Origin of the sequence: Pseudomonas sp. NPDC096917 (assembly GCF_044762555.1) — a bacterium.
Classification (GTDB): Bacteria; Pseudomonadota; Gammaproteobacteria; order Pseudomonadales; family Pseudomonadaceae; genus Aquipseudomonas.
The window spans coordinates 59,702-72,762 of sequence record NZ_JBIWEO010000008.1 but is presented as its reverse complement, the minus strand read 5'-3'; the positions used below and the strand labels follow the sequence as shown (position 1 = coordinate 72,762).

Genomic DNA, 13,061 nt, shown 5'->3' with positions numbered 1-13,061 from the left:
CTCCCGCGAGCAATCCAACAGGAGTTACACCATGCAAGCCACCATGGAACACATGACCCTCTGGGGTCTGATCAGCGAAGCCAGCCTGCTGGTACAAAGCGTGATGCTGATTCTGCTCGCCGCTTCGTTGCTGAGCTGGTTTTTGATTGTTCGCCGCAGTGCCATCCTGCGCCGCAGTGAGCACGACATCGACGGCTTCATCCAGCGTTTTCGGACTCAGACTGACCTTAACGCGCTGTATCGCGAAACCCGCGATTCGACCCGCGAAGACGCGGGTGCCGAACAGGTATTTGTCGCTGCCTACAGCGAATATTTGCAACTCAAACAGCAGTCGGGGATTGATGCCGACGGCGTGATGCAAGGCATCGAGCGTTCACTGTATGTGGCCATCAGCGAACAGGAAGTGCGCCTGGAAAAAGGCCTGCAATTTCTCGCCACCGTGGGCTCGGTGAGCCCGTACATCGGCCTGTTCGGCACCGTGTGGGGGATCATGAACGCTTTCATCGGCTTGTCGCAGGTGCAACAGGCCACGCTGTCGACCGTAGCGCCCGGTATTGCAGAAGCTTTGATTGCCACGGCCATTGGCTTGTTTGCCGCGATTCCGGCAGTCATTGCCTATAACCGCTTCTCGACCCGTGGCCAAACCTTGCTGACGCGCTATTACAGCCTTGGCAATGAAGTCCAGATGCGCCTATACCGTGGCTTGCACGCGGGTTCGCGGAATATGGCTGCGGCTGCTTAAGGGAGTTTGACCATGCTCGTTCGACCACAGCGCAAACACGGGCCCAAAGCCGAAATGAACGTAGTGCCTTACATCGACGTGATGCTGGTCCTGCTGGTGATCTTTATGGTGACCGCGCCGATGCTGACGCAAGGCGTGAAGATTGATCTGCCCAAAGTCGCCAGTGAAGCGTTGACCAATGACACCCAGCAGAAAATCCTCACCCTGTCGGTCAAGGCCGAGGGAGGGTACTACTGGAACCTGGGCAGCGAACTGGACACCAAAAACCAGACTGACAGCGCCGTCAGCCTTGAAGAACTGCAAGCCAAGATTGGTCAGGTGGTCGCACAAGATGGCGACACGCAGGTCTACATTCGTGCCGACAACGAGGCCGGGTATGGCAGCGTGGTCAAGGCCATGGCTGTCTTGCAGCAAGGTGGCGTGACCCACTTGGGGCTGGTGACAGAGGCCCCGCAATGAGTGCCGCGGTGAGGTATGCCCCGCGTGTGGCTGCGCGGTCTGTGCCCTGGACCAAACTGTGGAACAACAGCCAGGCGGTAGCGGTCACGGTTGCCCTGCACAGCGCGGTGATTGCCTTTTTGGTGCTGGGTTGGAGCATGGGACATGAAATGGCCGTTCCCGCGCCGTCGACCCTGAAAACCCGGCTGGTCATGATGCCCGCCGAACCCGTTCCCGCACCGCCTGAGCCAGCACCGTTGCCGGTGGCGGCTGCGCCGCCGGTGGTTGAAGCCAAACCTGAAGTGCTCAAGCCGGACCCGCAGATACTGGCGCGCAAGTTGGAACAGGCAACATTGGCACGTAAGCGGGTAGAGGAGCAGAAGCAACTCAAGGACGCGCAACAAAAACTCGCCCGGCAACAGGCTGAGCAAGCCGAGATGCAACGTCAGCGAGCGCAGGTCGAAGCCGCTGCACAGCAAGCCCGCGTGGCGGCGGATAATGCCCGGCGAGCCCAACAGGCGGCTGCCGCGGCGGATGTGCGTCAATACGTGCCGATCAGCAAAGAAGCGCCCGACTACCCTCAGCGTGCATTGGACAAAGGCATAGAAGGCGACTGTACCGTTGAATATTCGGTCACTGCGCAAGGGAAGGTCGATAACCCCAAAGTGGTTGGCGAGTGCCACCCGGCGTTTATCCGGCCTTCATTGGTGGCTGTCGCGACATTCCGCTACCAACCGCGCATGGTCGATGGTCAGGCCGTGACTGTGCTGGGGGTGCGCAATACCTTTCACTACAAAATCCGCTAGACATTACAAACCCGCAGGCGCTGGCGAAGGCTGCGATCGTTTGATCATGAAAATGGAGAGCAAAAGATCGCAGCCATCGCCAACGCCTACAATTGCGTAGTCCTCTGACGCGCATCAACGCGAAAGCGCCGCACCTGACCTATGCTGCATCCGATTTCAAGCATAAGGAGAAGGCCGTGAACGCGCCTGCAACTACCCCGACGCCCGCGGCGCAGAAATTAAAGATACCCCTAGGCCTGGTCGTCGCTGTTCTGGTGATGGTGGGGGTGCTGATGATGCCACTGCCTGCAGACTTGCCGGTCGCCGGGCATCGCATGCTGGCGATTCTGGCGTTTGCGGTGGTGGTGTGGATCACCGAGGCGGTGTCATATGAAGCCAGTGCCATCATGATCACGTCATTGATGGCGTTTTTGATTGGTATGGCGCCCACCCTGCAAGACCCTTCGAAGCTCTACGGCACCAACGCCGGGATCACCATGGCCCTGACCGGGTTCTCCAATGCCGCGCTCGCGCTGGTGGCCGGGGCGCTGTTTATTGCGGCTGCCATGACCCACACGGGGCTGGACCGGCGCATCGCGCTGGTGACGCTGTCACGGATTGGCACCAGCACCCGACGCATCCTGCTGGGGGCGATTGCAGTCACGATCCTGCTCAGCTTGGTGGTGCCGAGCGCGACCGCCCGCAGCGCCTGTGTCGTGCCGATCATGATGGGGGTGATTCTGGCGTTCGGCGTCGACAAACGCTCCAATATCGCTGCCGGGATCATGATTGTGGTCGCGCAGGGCACCAGCATCTGGAACGTCGGGATTCAAACTGCTGCGGCGCAAAACCTGCTGACGGTTGGCTTTATGGACAAGATGCTGGGCGAGCGGGTGAACTGGCTCGACTGGCTGATTGCAGGCGCGCCGTGGGCCATCATCATGTCGCAGTGCTGCTGTTTGTGGTGCTCAAACTGCTCCCGCCAGAAAGCGACAGCATTGCGGGTGGCAAAGAAGCGGTGGAAAAATCGCTGGCAGAGTTGGGCCCCATGACCGGGCCGCAGAAACGCTTGATGGGGGTCTCCATTGCGCTGCTGCTGGCATGGGCCACTGAAGGCAAATTGCACAGCTTTGACACCACGTCGACCACCTACGCCGGGCTGGTGTTTTTACTGCTGCCGCGTTTCGGGGTCATGACCTGGAAAGACGTGCAGTCGCGCATCCCGTGGGGCACGGTAATCGTGTTCGGGGTCGGGATCAGTTTGGGGACTGCCTTGCTAACCACTCAAGCCGGGCAATGGCTGGGGGGGCAAGTGGTGCATAACACCGGGCTGGACCAAGTCGGGCCGCTGGGGATCTTCGCGATCCTGGGGGCGTTTCTGATTTTGATCCACTTGGGCTTTGCCAGCGCCACGGCATTGACTTCGGCTTTGCTGCCGATTTTGATCGCCGTGCTGCAAACTTTGCCGGGTGAATTCAACCGGCTGGGCATGACCATGTTGCTGGGCTTTGTGGTGAGCTACGGCTTTATTCTGCCGATCAATGCCCCGCAAAACATGGTGTGCCTGGGCACTCAAACCTTCACCGCCAAACAATTCGCCAAGGTTGGGTTAATCGTCACTGCGGTGGGTTACTTGCTGATGCTGCTGTTTGGCGCAACCTACTGGAGCTGGTTGGGCTGGATGTAATTGCGTGTAAACCTGTGGGAGCGGGCTTGTCCGCGATTGAGTTGACGCGGTGTATGTGACAAACCGCGTCGTTTGCATCGCTGGCAAGCCAGCCCCCACTGACCTTTCGTTGTATTAGCTCCCACCCTCACTGCGCCCACCGCTGCTGACTTCTGCCGGTACATCTTCCCCCGCCATTCGCTTGCGAAACAACGACGTACGGGCCAACAGCAAGGTCGTAACCGGTACGGTGATCGCCAGCAAAATCGGTATCAGCCAGGCATGTAATATGGGCGTCGATTTAAGGGCAGAGAAGTACAGGATCGAAGCCAGGGCTACGCACCAGGCGCCAATGGTTGAAGCCAGTGCAGGCGGGTGCATGCGCTGAAAAAAGTCCTTGAGGCGCAACAACCCCACGGCACCACACAGCGCAAACACGCTGCTGAGCACCAACAGCACGGCCACCGGTATTTCAATCCAGAGCGACAGTTCACTGACGGAGTTCATTCGATCACCTCGCCACGCAGCAGGAATTTAGCCAGCGCAAACGAACCGACAAAGCCAAACAGGGCGATCAGCAAGGCGGCCTCGAAGTAGGTATCGCTGGCATAACGAATGCCCAGTACTAACATCATCAGCATGGCCACGATATACAGGTAGTCCAGGGCCAGAACCCGGTCTTGGGCCGAAGGGCCCTTGAACAGTCTGATTACAGTCAGCACCATCGCCAGGCTGAAGAAAAACAGGCTGATCCAAATGGAACCGGAGAGCAGGGCACTCATTCAAAGATCTCCATCAAAGGGCGCTCGTAAGCGGTTTTGAAGTGCTCGATAAACTGCGCTTCGTCATCCAGGTCGAACACGTGCAACAGCAGCACGCTGCGATCCAATGCCAGTTCAGACCAGATGGTGCCGGGCACCACGGTGGTGATCATGGATAAGGCAGCCAGGCCGTTGGCGTCGCGCAGGTCGAGCGGTATTTTGATGAATGTTGAGCGCGGCGGGCGTCTGCCAGCATTGATGACGCCCCAGGCGACCGCGATATTGGAGGCGATGACGTCACGCCCAACCAAAAAGAACAGCTTGATGATCACGCCAGGGCGGCTGATTTTAATCGGCAAGGGCCGCAGTGGCGCAAACATGATCGGAGCCAAAAAGCCCAGGGCCGCGCCGAGCAACAGGTTGCCTGCGCTGAGCGAGACGTTGAGCAGCAACCACAGTGCCCACAACGCCAGGGATAACCATGGGGCAGGAAACAGGCGCTTCATGGCTCAATCTCCTGCATGGCAGCCTTGGCTTCAGGGCTTGGCACCGGACGCGCACCCATCACCGCCATCACGTAGCGTTCAGGGTTGTTGAGGGTGTCCGCTGCGGCTTGGGTATAACGCAGCAGCGGCTCAGCCTTGATGGTCAGCGCGATGCACAGCCCCAGCAGTAACACGATGGGTACACATTCAATACGTCGCAGGATGGGCGATGAGCGCTCCAGGGGTGTCCAGAAGCGCTGGATGCCCATGCGCGAAAACGCAATCAGCGACGCCAGCCCAGAGAGAATCAGCAGTGCCAGCAGGCACCAGGCGGCCGTTGAGATGGGTGCGTTGATTTCGTTGCCCAGACCCGCCGGGTTGAGCAGCGCATTGAGCAAGCTGAGTTTGCCAATAAAACCCGACAACGGCGGCATGCCGATAATCAGCAGGGCGCAGGCAATGAAACTCAACCCCAGAAAAGCCATCGCCCAGGGGATGATCTGTCCAACCACAACTTTTTGATCGTCGTCCAGGTTGGTGCCGCGTGGGGGCGGCTCGATCAAGGTTGGCAACGCTTCGGCATCCTCCTCGATCAGAACATCGCTGGATGAGCGCGAACGCTCAATCAACTCGGCCAGCAGGAACAAGGCACTCAGCGCCAGGGTGGAGCTGACCAGATAGAACAGCGCCGCAGCCGTCAGGTTAGGTTGAGCAAAACCAACGGCCGATAACAGAATGCCGGCAGACACCAGAATGCTCAGGCTGGCCATGCGTTCCAGTCGCTGCGCGGCAAGGATGGCAATGGCGGCGCAGACAATAGTGGCCATGCCGCCATAGATCAGCCAGTCACCTGCAAAGTAGGCCGACGCCCCGGCCTGGCCCGAGAACAGCAGCGTCCATAACCGAAGCACGGTGTAGATGCCGACTTTGGTCATGATCGCGAACAGCGCGGCCACCGGGGCACTGGCTGAGGAGTAGGCGGGCACCAGCCAGAAGTTCAGCGGCCACATACCGGCTTTGGCCAGGAAAGCGATGGCCAGAATCGCGGCGCCGGCATGCAGCAGGCCGCGATCGGCTTCCGGCACCAGCGGGATTTTAAACGCCAGATCGGCCATGTTCAGGGTGCCGGTGACACCGTAGATCAATGCTGCGCCAATCAGGAACAGTGACGAGGCCAGCAGGTTGATCGAGATGTAATGCAAGCCCGCCGAGACGCGGGACTTGCCCGAGCCATGCAGCATCAGCCCGTAGGACGCGGCCAGCAATACTTCGAAGAACACGAACAGGTTAAACAGGTCGGCGGTCAGGAAGGCGCCGTACAAGCCCATCAACTGGATCTGGAACAGCGCATGAAAGCTGGCCCCGGCGCGGTCCCAGCGGGCCATGGCGAACAGCAGCGCGCAGAAGGCGATAACCCCCGTCAACACCAGCATCAGCGCCGAGAGGCGATCAACGACCAGCACAATACCGAACGGCACCTGCCAGTTGCTCGGCAGGTACACGCCAATCGAGGCCGGGCTGCTTTGATTCTGCGTCCAGAGCAGCAACATCACGGAGATGCTCAGGCCGATCAGGGTCGACACCAGGTTGATTCGGGCTTTGAGTGGACGATGTTTTTCACCCAGCAACAGCATGCAGGCCGCAGTCAATAGCGGTAGCAGGATGGGCGCAACAATCAGATGCGGCATCAGATTCATTCTTTAGGCTCCCGGCCATCCACATGGTCGGTACCGGTCAGGCCCCGAGAGGCCAGTAAGACCACCAGGAACAGCGCGGTCATGGCAAAACTGATGACGATTGCGGTCAACACCAATGCCTGCGGCAAAGGGTCGGTGTAGTTGAGCAGGTCTTGCGGCACCCCCGCTTTGATCACCGGCTCTTTACCGATAAACAGGCTGCCCATGCTGAAAATGAACAGGTTGACCCCGTACGACAGCAAGCACAGGCCCATCACTACCTGAAAGGTTCGAGGGCGCAGGATCAGCCAGGTACCAGAGGCGGCGAGCACCCCGATAGCGATAGCGATAACTTCTTCCATCAGGCAGCTCCCGTCTTGGATTGGAGGGCGGGTCGATGGGCCCGAACCGATTGGTGAGCCAGCGCCGTGAGAATCAGTAGCGTGGCGCCCACCACAACGGCGAAAACGCCAATGTCGAAGAACAGCGCACTGGCCACGTGAATATCGCCCAGCACCGGCAAGCTGAAGTGCGCGGTATGGGTCGTCAGGAAAGGGTAGCCCCACAGTAGCGAGCCCAGACCGGTCAAGGTTGCACATAACAACCCGGTGCCCATCCAGCGCAGCGGACGCAGGCTCATTTGCGCCTCAACCCACTGCGTGCCTGCGACCATGTATTGCAGAATGAACGCCACCGACATCACCAGGCCTGCAACGAACCCGCCGCCCGGCTGGTTGTGGCCGCGCATAAACAGGTACATCGAGACCATAAAGGCAATTGGCAGGAGCAGGCGCACCAGCACCGCAGGTACCATCATAAAGCCCAGTGCGGTATCGCTGGCGCTGCGCGGGTTGACCAGGTCGGTGACCACGTCTTTGGCCAGCAAGCGCTGCTGAGCAGGCAGCTGCATGCTTTCTTTCGGTGGGCGGAAGCGGCGCAGCAAGGCAAACACAGTCAGAGCCACAGCGGCCAGTACGGTGATTTCGCCCAAGGTGTCAAAGCCCCGGAAGTCCACCAGCATCACGTTCACCACATTGGTGCCGCCGCCTTCTGGCAGAGCCCGGCTGAGGAAGAACGAGGAAATGTGGTTGGGGGTTTGTCGGGTCAGCATGGCGTACGACAACACCGCCATGCCGCCGCCCACTGCTGTTGATAGGAGTAAGTCGCGCAAACGTCGAATGCGCGCCTTGGTCAGGGTGCCAGGCAGTGGCGAGACTTCTTCGATCCGCCGTGGCAGCCAACGCAGGCCCAGCAGAATCAGGACAGTGGTCACGACTTCAACCACCAATTGGGTCAGGGCCAGATCGGGTGCCGAGAACCAGACGAAGGTGACGCAGGTCATCAACCCGCAGACGCTGACCATCGTCAGTGCTGCCAGACGGTGATACTTGGCTTGCCAGGCCGCGCCCAGTGCACAGGCAATCGCCAGGAGCCACAGGGTCACGAATACAATCGAGCCCGGAATGTTCTGTCGGTCGCCCCAGCTCAAGCCGCTGTAGAGCATCGGGATCAACCCGGCAATCACGGCGGCCAGCACCAGTAAAAACAGCTGGGTTTGCAGGCGTTGCGTGCTGATGCGTCGCTCAATGCGCCGCGCCCAGCGCATGATCACCACCAGGCTGCGCTCAAAGAAGCGCTTGCCGTTGAAGTACTGGATCAGTGGTGGCAATGGGAAACGATTGAGTTTGAGCTGCTTGCGCAGCAGCACATACAGCACGATACCGCCGGTCATGGCGATCAGGCTCATGATCATGGGGGCATTCAGGCCGTGCCAGATGGCCAGGCTGTATTCAGGCAATTCGCCACCCACCACCGGTTGTGCGGCAGCGGCGAGCAGAGGGCCAACCGTGTGGGCCGGGAAGATCCCGACCATCAGGCACGTGAACACCAGCAGTTCAACCGGAGCACGCATCCAGCGCGGTGGCTCATGCGGGATATGCGGCAGGTCGGTGGCGGGTGGGCCAAAGAACACATCGACCGTGAAGCGCAGCGCGTAGGCCACGCTGAATGTACCGGCAATGGTAGCGATCACGGGCAGGGCGATTTCAACCCAGGCCGTGGAATTGATGAACACGGTTTCGGCAAAGAACATCTCTTTGGACAAGAAGCCGTTGAGTAGCGGTACACCGGCCATCGACGCACTGGCCACCATTGCCAGGGTGGCGGTGTAGGGCATCAGTTTGAACAGGCCACTGAGCTTGCGAATATCCCGCGTGCCGGTTTCGTGGTCGATGATCCCGGCGGCCATGAACAGCGAGGCCTTGAAGGTGGCATGGTTCAGGATGTGGAACACCGCAGCCACGGCAGCCAACGGGCTGTTAAGGCCCAGCAGCAAGGTAATGAGCCCCAGATGGCTGATGGTCGAATAGGCCAGCAGGCCTTTGAGATCGTTCTGGAACATGGCGCAGTACGCACCCAGCACCAACGTGCAGGCCCCGGCGCCGCTGACAATCCAGAACCACTCTTCGCTGCCGGACAGCGACGGCCAGAGCCGCGCCAGCAGAAAAACCCCGGCCTTGACCATGGTCGCTGAGTGTAGGTAAGCCGAGACGGGTGTAGGCGCCGCCATGGCGTGGGGCAGCCAGAAATGAAACGGGAATTGTGCACTTTTACTGAGCGCGCCGATCAGAATCAGCGGTAACAAAATGGGGTAAAGACTGTGAGCCCTGATTTGATCGCCTGCGGCCAGCACGACGTCCAAATCGTAGCTGCCGACAACATGGCCGAGCAGCATGACTCCCGCCAGCAGGCACAAGCCGCCCGCTCCTGTGACCATCAGCGCCATGTAGGCGCCGCGTCGGGCATCAGAGCGGTGGTGCCAATAGCCGATCAGCAAGAACGAGAAGAGGCTGGTCAGCTCCCAGAAAAATACAATCTGGATCAAGTTGCCAGAGATCACCAGCCCGAGCATCGCGCCCATAAAGGCCAGGAAAAAAGAGAAAAACCGCGGCACCGGGTCTTCGGGTGACATGTAATAGCGGGCGTATAGAGACACCAAGGCGCCAATGCCCAGTACAAGAATCGAGAACAACCAGGCAAACCCGTCCATACGCAGGACGAAATTGAGGCCGAGACTTGGCAGCCACATAAACTCTTCACGAATAACGCCACCGTGGGCGATTTGCGGATAGAGCATGGCGACTTGAATGGTGCCGATCAGCGCAATCAGACCGGCCAGCAGTGATTCACTGTTACGTGCGTTGTGCGGCAAAACAGCCGCCAGACAGCTGCCGACAAAGGGCAGAAGCAGTAGAACTATCAGAGACATAGGCTTCTAATCTGCAGGAGTTTGTGAGCGATCATACGTGGCGACTTGTGGATCACCAACAGCGGATCTGTAGATGAATCCTACAAAATGTGTGCAAATCTTTAACAGAACAGCCCAATGCCTTCTTTTATATGAACACTCCCGTGTGGGTTATGCCGGCCTGTACAGCCAGTGTCGCACCCTGTGCAAGCTGGCGCAGGCTGCGATCTTTTGCCCTCAACTTGCCAGAGCATCAGTCGCAGGCTTGGTTCCCTTGCTTCTGATCAGCTTCGCTGGGCGCTTTACCCTTTGTTTTTAACTCACTCACGATCACCGCGGCAACAATCAATACTGCGCCCAGCAAGGCAATACCGGGTAAGCGCTCACCGGCCAATCGCCCGGCGATCCCGGCCCATACCGGCTCGCCCGCATAAATGAGCGTCGCACGAGTGGGAGAAACACTTTTTTGCGCCCAGTTCATCGCCACTTGAATCATGGCACTGGCGGCCCCCAACCCGACCGCGCTGGCCAACAGCAGCCATGAAAAATCGGGAATCGCTTCACCGGTTGGCAGTACCATCAAAAAGGACAGAATCGACGCCGTACTCAGTTGAACCACTGTCACGCGTCGCACATCGACCTTGCCAGCATAGGCGCCAATCAGGATTATTTCTGCCGCTATGGCAATTGCGCTGATCAGTGTCGCGATCTCGCCATGGCTGAAATCCAGTGATGCGCCATTCGGCCCGGACAGCAGCATCAAACCGGTAAACGCCATGACGATACCAATGCTCGGCATCAGCCCAGGCCTGCGTCCCATGATCAACCACTGCAATAGCGGTACAAAGGGTACATACAGAGCGGTGATAAAGGCCGACTGGCTGCTGGGAATGGTTTGCAGGCCAATGGTTTGCAAGCCATAACCGAGCATAATCGCCACGCCAATGAAAAAACCGGCTTTGAGCTCGAACCAGGTCATGCCGCGCAGGCTTCGAAGCGAAAACAACGCCACGATAGTCGCGGCAGCGGCAAAGCGCAGCCCCACAAAAAACATCGGTCCGCTGGCCGTCAGTGCATGCTGGACTAATAGAAAGGTAACGCCCCAGACCATGGTGATCAGGACCAGCACACATTCCGCTTTGCTGAAACGGGCGCTCAAAGACCCAAATATGGAAGATTTCAATGTCGTCATGACCTTGCACGCTACAAGAAGAGAGACGCACAATGCGCCAAAGCTGAGCAGTATACTGCGCAGTCCCATGGAGTGAGCAATATAGTGCCCAATGAAAACTCTCAATCTGACGTGACACAGCACGGCGCATCGCAGCGTGCTTCGGTCTTGCAGCACGTCAGTCAGAACGTGCGTCGTCTGCGACTGCTCGCGCACCTCAGCCAAAGTGCCTTGTCCGACCTGTCGGGTGTCAGCAGGCGAATGCTGGTTGCAATCGAAGCAGGCGAGAAAAATGTCAGCTTGAGCACCCTTGACCGCGTCGCAGAGGCTTTGGATGTCGCGTTCAGTGATTTGATCCAGGCACCGGGCTCGGTTGATCCGAGTCGCATAAACGAATTGGCGTGGGCTGGGACTACAGCGGGCAGCAAGGCTGTATTGCTAGCCAAGGCTGTCGCGTGCAAAGAAGTTGAGTTGTGGGAATGGACGATCGAGCCGGGCGACGAGTATCACTCGCAAGCCGATGCCGAAGGCTGGAGTGAACAGTTGTACGTGTTTGAGGGTTGCTTGACCCTGGTCATCGACGACAAGTCGTTACAGCTCAGTGCGGGGGAGTTCTACATGTACGCCAGCAACAAGCCGCATTCGTATCACAACAAGGGTGATGAAGTTGTCCGCTTTATCCGTAACGTGGTGATTTGAGTGCAGGTGGCGGGACGGGTGTCCCGCTTAACCAGACTGCTAATCAGCTGTGTGCTTGCTGTTCAGGCCGTTCATTAGGCAAAACTGCCTGAATAGGGTATGTGCTGACTGGGGGGATCTGCCCAAGCGACACAGCCAAATAGCAAATCTGGTACATCACGCGGCTTAGCGGATGGTTTTGATCATGCCTTTGTTGCCAGTAACAGTTACGTTCACCTTCTTGAAGATGAAATAGTCTTCAACCGATACTGCATAACGTGGTGCAACGATCAAGTCTGAACCCGAGTTCTTGACTGCTTTATAAGCAGCAGCAGCCTTGGTAGCAGACACTGGATCCGGCAGGCTGAAAGCCGGCGTAGGGCCGCCGTAAGACACGCCGTCTGCGAATTCGCTGTCACCACTGATTTTCAACACGCCGAACAGAATGTCCGAGGACGATTGGCCAGTAATTGCGCCACCAACTTCGATGTTCGCTTTCAAATCGGCAGTGACAGAACCGGCGATAGGAGCGTTTGGTTGGCTAACGTTGTGGCTCATGCAGCCGCTGGTGGCCAATACTACTGCGGCAACAGCGGCAGTCATCCATATTTTTTTCATCGTAAAGCTCCAATAGATATGTCAGTCCGTTCGTTAACGGCGGCGAGACTGTACGTGAGCACCTTGGAGATTGAAGTCGGCTAAGTCCCTCTATCGTGTAGTCAAAAAGTCTATTCCCGATAGGAAATTGGCCCCCCCGTTTTTGTTGATAGGGGCCGTAGGATATTTCGATGCGCGCCGCCAATCGACTCCGTAACTGTTACCGAGTCAACGGACGCAGCGAGCAATGGCTCTTTTGGAGGTCCACGTGAATCCGCACATGAACTAAAAATTATTAGATTTCAGGGGGTTGCCAGCTTCATTCTTCTAGTACATAATGCGCGCCATCAGCTAAGGGGCAACTGCCTGAATGGCTGAAGAATCAAAAGGTTGTAGCGACAAGATCGCAATTTTCTTTGCATTTGATGTTTCGAAAGAAATATCAGGCGCAATGGCCGAATAGCAAAATGGTTATGCAGCGGATTGCAAATCCGCCCACGCCGGTTCGATTCCGGCTTCGGCCTCCACATTCAAAGCCCCGTAGATTAACGTCTACGGGGCTTTTTTGTTTTTCCCGAAAAGCTAGGAGTTCCGAAACTTTAGGGGGTGGAGTTCCGAAACTATTTCATTTCGAGGGTTTTGCGATGGCTCCAACGCGCCTGTAAACCCGGTTCGTGATCTCCTGTTTTGAGTGCCCAAGCAGCAGGCTGGCATCACTAATGTCAGTGATTTCGGATGTCTTGATTGAAGAACACCACAATGGCCGGTCGCTCGACCTGCACAACGTCGCAGCTTCAGCAGTGGCTACTTGAAGC

12 protein-coding genes, 1 tRNA gene and 2 pseudogenes are annotated in these 13,061 nt (G+C 57.9%); 6 read left to right on the top strand and 9 right to left on the bottom strand.

Annotated elements, in window-relative coordinates:
* Positions 1 to 31: 31 nt before the first annotated feature.
* From tolQ to ACIQYF_RS11225, 4 genes and pseudogenes are all read left to right on the top strand, one after another.
* Positions 32 to 742 (top strand): protein TolQ, encoded by a 711-nt coding sequence (gene tolQ / locus ACIQYF_RS11240; RefSeq protein ID WP_402860950.1) that lies wholly within the window; start codon positions 32 to 34, stop codon positions 740 to 742.
* Between the two features lie 12 nt (positions 743 to 754).
* Positions 755 to 1,201, top strand: coding sequence for a protein TolR (gene tolR / locus ACIQYF_RS11235; RefSeq protein ID WP_402860947.1), 447 nt, complete (start codon positions 755 to 757; stop codon positions 1,199 to 1,201).
* A complete protein-coding gene (locus ACIQYF_RS11230; protein WP_402860944.1) occupies positions 1,198 to 1,986 on the top strand; it encodes an energy transducer TonB in 789 nt (262 codons plus the stop codon). The genes tolR and ACIQYF_RS11230 overlap by 4 nt, the downstream gene beginning before the upstream one ends.
* Positions 1,987 to 2,162: 176 nt before the next feature.
* A pseudogene (locus ACIQYF_RS11225) lies at positions 2,163 to 3,652 on the top strand (DASS family sodium-coupled anion symporter).
* A gap of 114 nt (positions 3,653 to 3,766) precedes the next feature.
* On the opposite strand, the gene ACIQYF_RS11220 reads toward ACIQYF_RS11225, so the two are convergent.
* The 7 genes from ACIQYF_RS11220 to ACIQYF_RS11190 form a co-directional block, all read right to left on the bottom strand.
* A complete protein-coding gene (locus tag ACIQYF_RS11220; protein WP_402860941.1) occupies positions 3,767 to 4,138 on the bottom strand; it encodes a Na+/H+ antiporter subunit G in 372 nt (123 codons plus the stop codon).
* Complete coding sequence (locus ACIQYF_RS11215) at positions 4,135 to 4,413, bottom strand: K+/H+ antiporter subunit F (protein ID WP_402860938.1); 279 nt, start codon at positions 4,411 to 4,413, stop codon at positions 4,135 to 4,137. The genes ACIQYF_RS11220 and ACIQYF_RS11215 overlap by 4 nt, the downstream gene beginning before the upstream one ends.
* Positions 4,410 to 4,898 carry a Na+/H+ antiporter subunit E gene (locus ACIQYF_RS11210; RefSeq protein ID WP_402860935.1) on the bottom strand — a complete coding sequence of 163 codons (489 nt, stop codon included), beginning with the start codon at positions 4,896 to 4,898 and terminating at the stop codon, positions 4,410 to 4,412. Before ACIQYF_RS11210 ends, ACIQYF_RS11215 begins: the two co-directional genes overlap by 4 nt.
* Entirely contained in the window at positions 4,895 to 6,574 is a 1,680-nt protein-coding gene (locus tag ACIQYF_RS11205; protein WP_402860932.1) for a monovalent cation/H+ antiporter subunit D, read from the bottom strand. Before ACIQYF_RS11205 ends, ACIQYF_RS11210 begins: the two co-directional genes overlap by 4 nt.
* Positions 6,571 to 6,915: a Na+/H+ antiporter subunit C gene (locus tag ACIQYF_RS11200; protein ID WP_019412198.1), complete on the bottom strand. Its 345-nt coding sequence runs from the start codon at positions 6,913 to 6,915 to the stop codon at positions 6,571 to 6,573. The genes ACIQYF_RS11205 and ACIQYF_RS11200 overlap by 4 nt, the downstream gene beginning before the upstream one ends.
* A complete protein-coding gene (locus ACIQYF_RS11195; protein WP_402860928.1) occupies positions 6,915 to 9,821 on the bottom strand; it encodes a monovalent cation/H+ antiporter subunit A in 2,907 nt (968 codons plus the stop codon). Before ACIQYF_RS11195 ends, ACIQYF_RS11200 begins: the two co-directional genes overlap by 1 nt.
* A gap of 232 nt (positions 9,822 to 10,053) precedes the next feature.
* Positions 10,054 to 11,061: a DMT family transporter gene (locus tag ACIQYF_RS11190; protein ID WP_402860925.1), complete on the bottom strand. Its 1,008-nt coding sequence runs from the start codon at positions 11,059 to 11,061 to the stop codon at positions 10,054 to 10,056.
* Between the two features lie 15 nt (positions 11,062 to 11,076).
* Here ACIQYF_RS11190 and ACIQYF_RS11185 point away from each other — a divergent pair, with 15 nt between their 5' ends.
* Entirely contained in the window at positions 11,077 to 11,670 is a 594-nt protein-coding gene (locus ACIQYF_RS11185; RefSeq protein ID WP_402860922.1) for a helix-turn-helix domain-containing protein, read from the top strand.
* Between the two features lie 165 nt (positions 11,671 to 11,835).
* On the opposite strand, the gene ACIQYF_RS11180 is transcribed toward ACIQYF_RS11185, so the two are convergent.
* The gene (locus ACIQYF_RS11180; protein ID WP_402860919.1) at positions 11,836 to 12,267 is read right to left on the bottom strand and encodes a hypothetical protein; all 432 of its coding nucleotides are present in this window, start codon (positions 12,265 to 12,267) and stop codon (positions 11,836 to 11,838) included.
* 432 nt (positions 12,268 to 12,699) lie between these two features.
* Between ACIQYF_RS11180 and ACIQYF_RS11175 the strand changes: the two genes are divergently transcribed.
* Positions 12,700 to 12,773: transfer RNA gene (locus ACIQYF_RS11175), tRNA-Cys, on the top strand.
* A gap of 98 nt (positions 12,774 to 12,871) precedes the next feature.
* Here ACIQYF_RS11175 and ACIQYF_RS11170 read toward each other — a convergent pair.
* Positions 12,872 to 12,982: pseudogene (locus tag ACIQYF_RS11170) on the bottom strand (integrase); the annotation flags it as partial.
* Positions 12,983 to 13,061 lie beyond the last annotated feature (79 nt).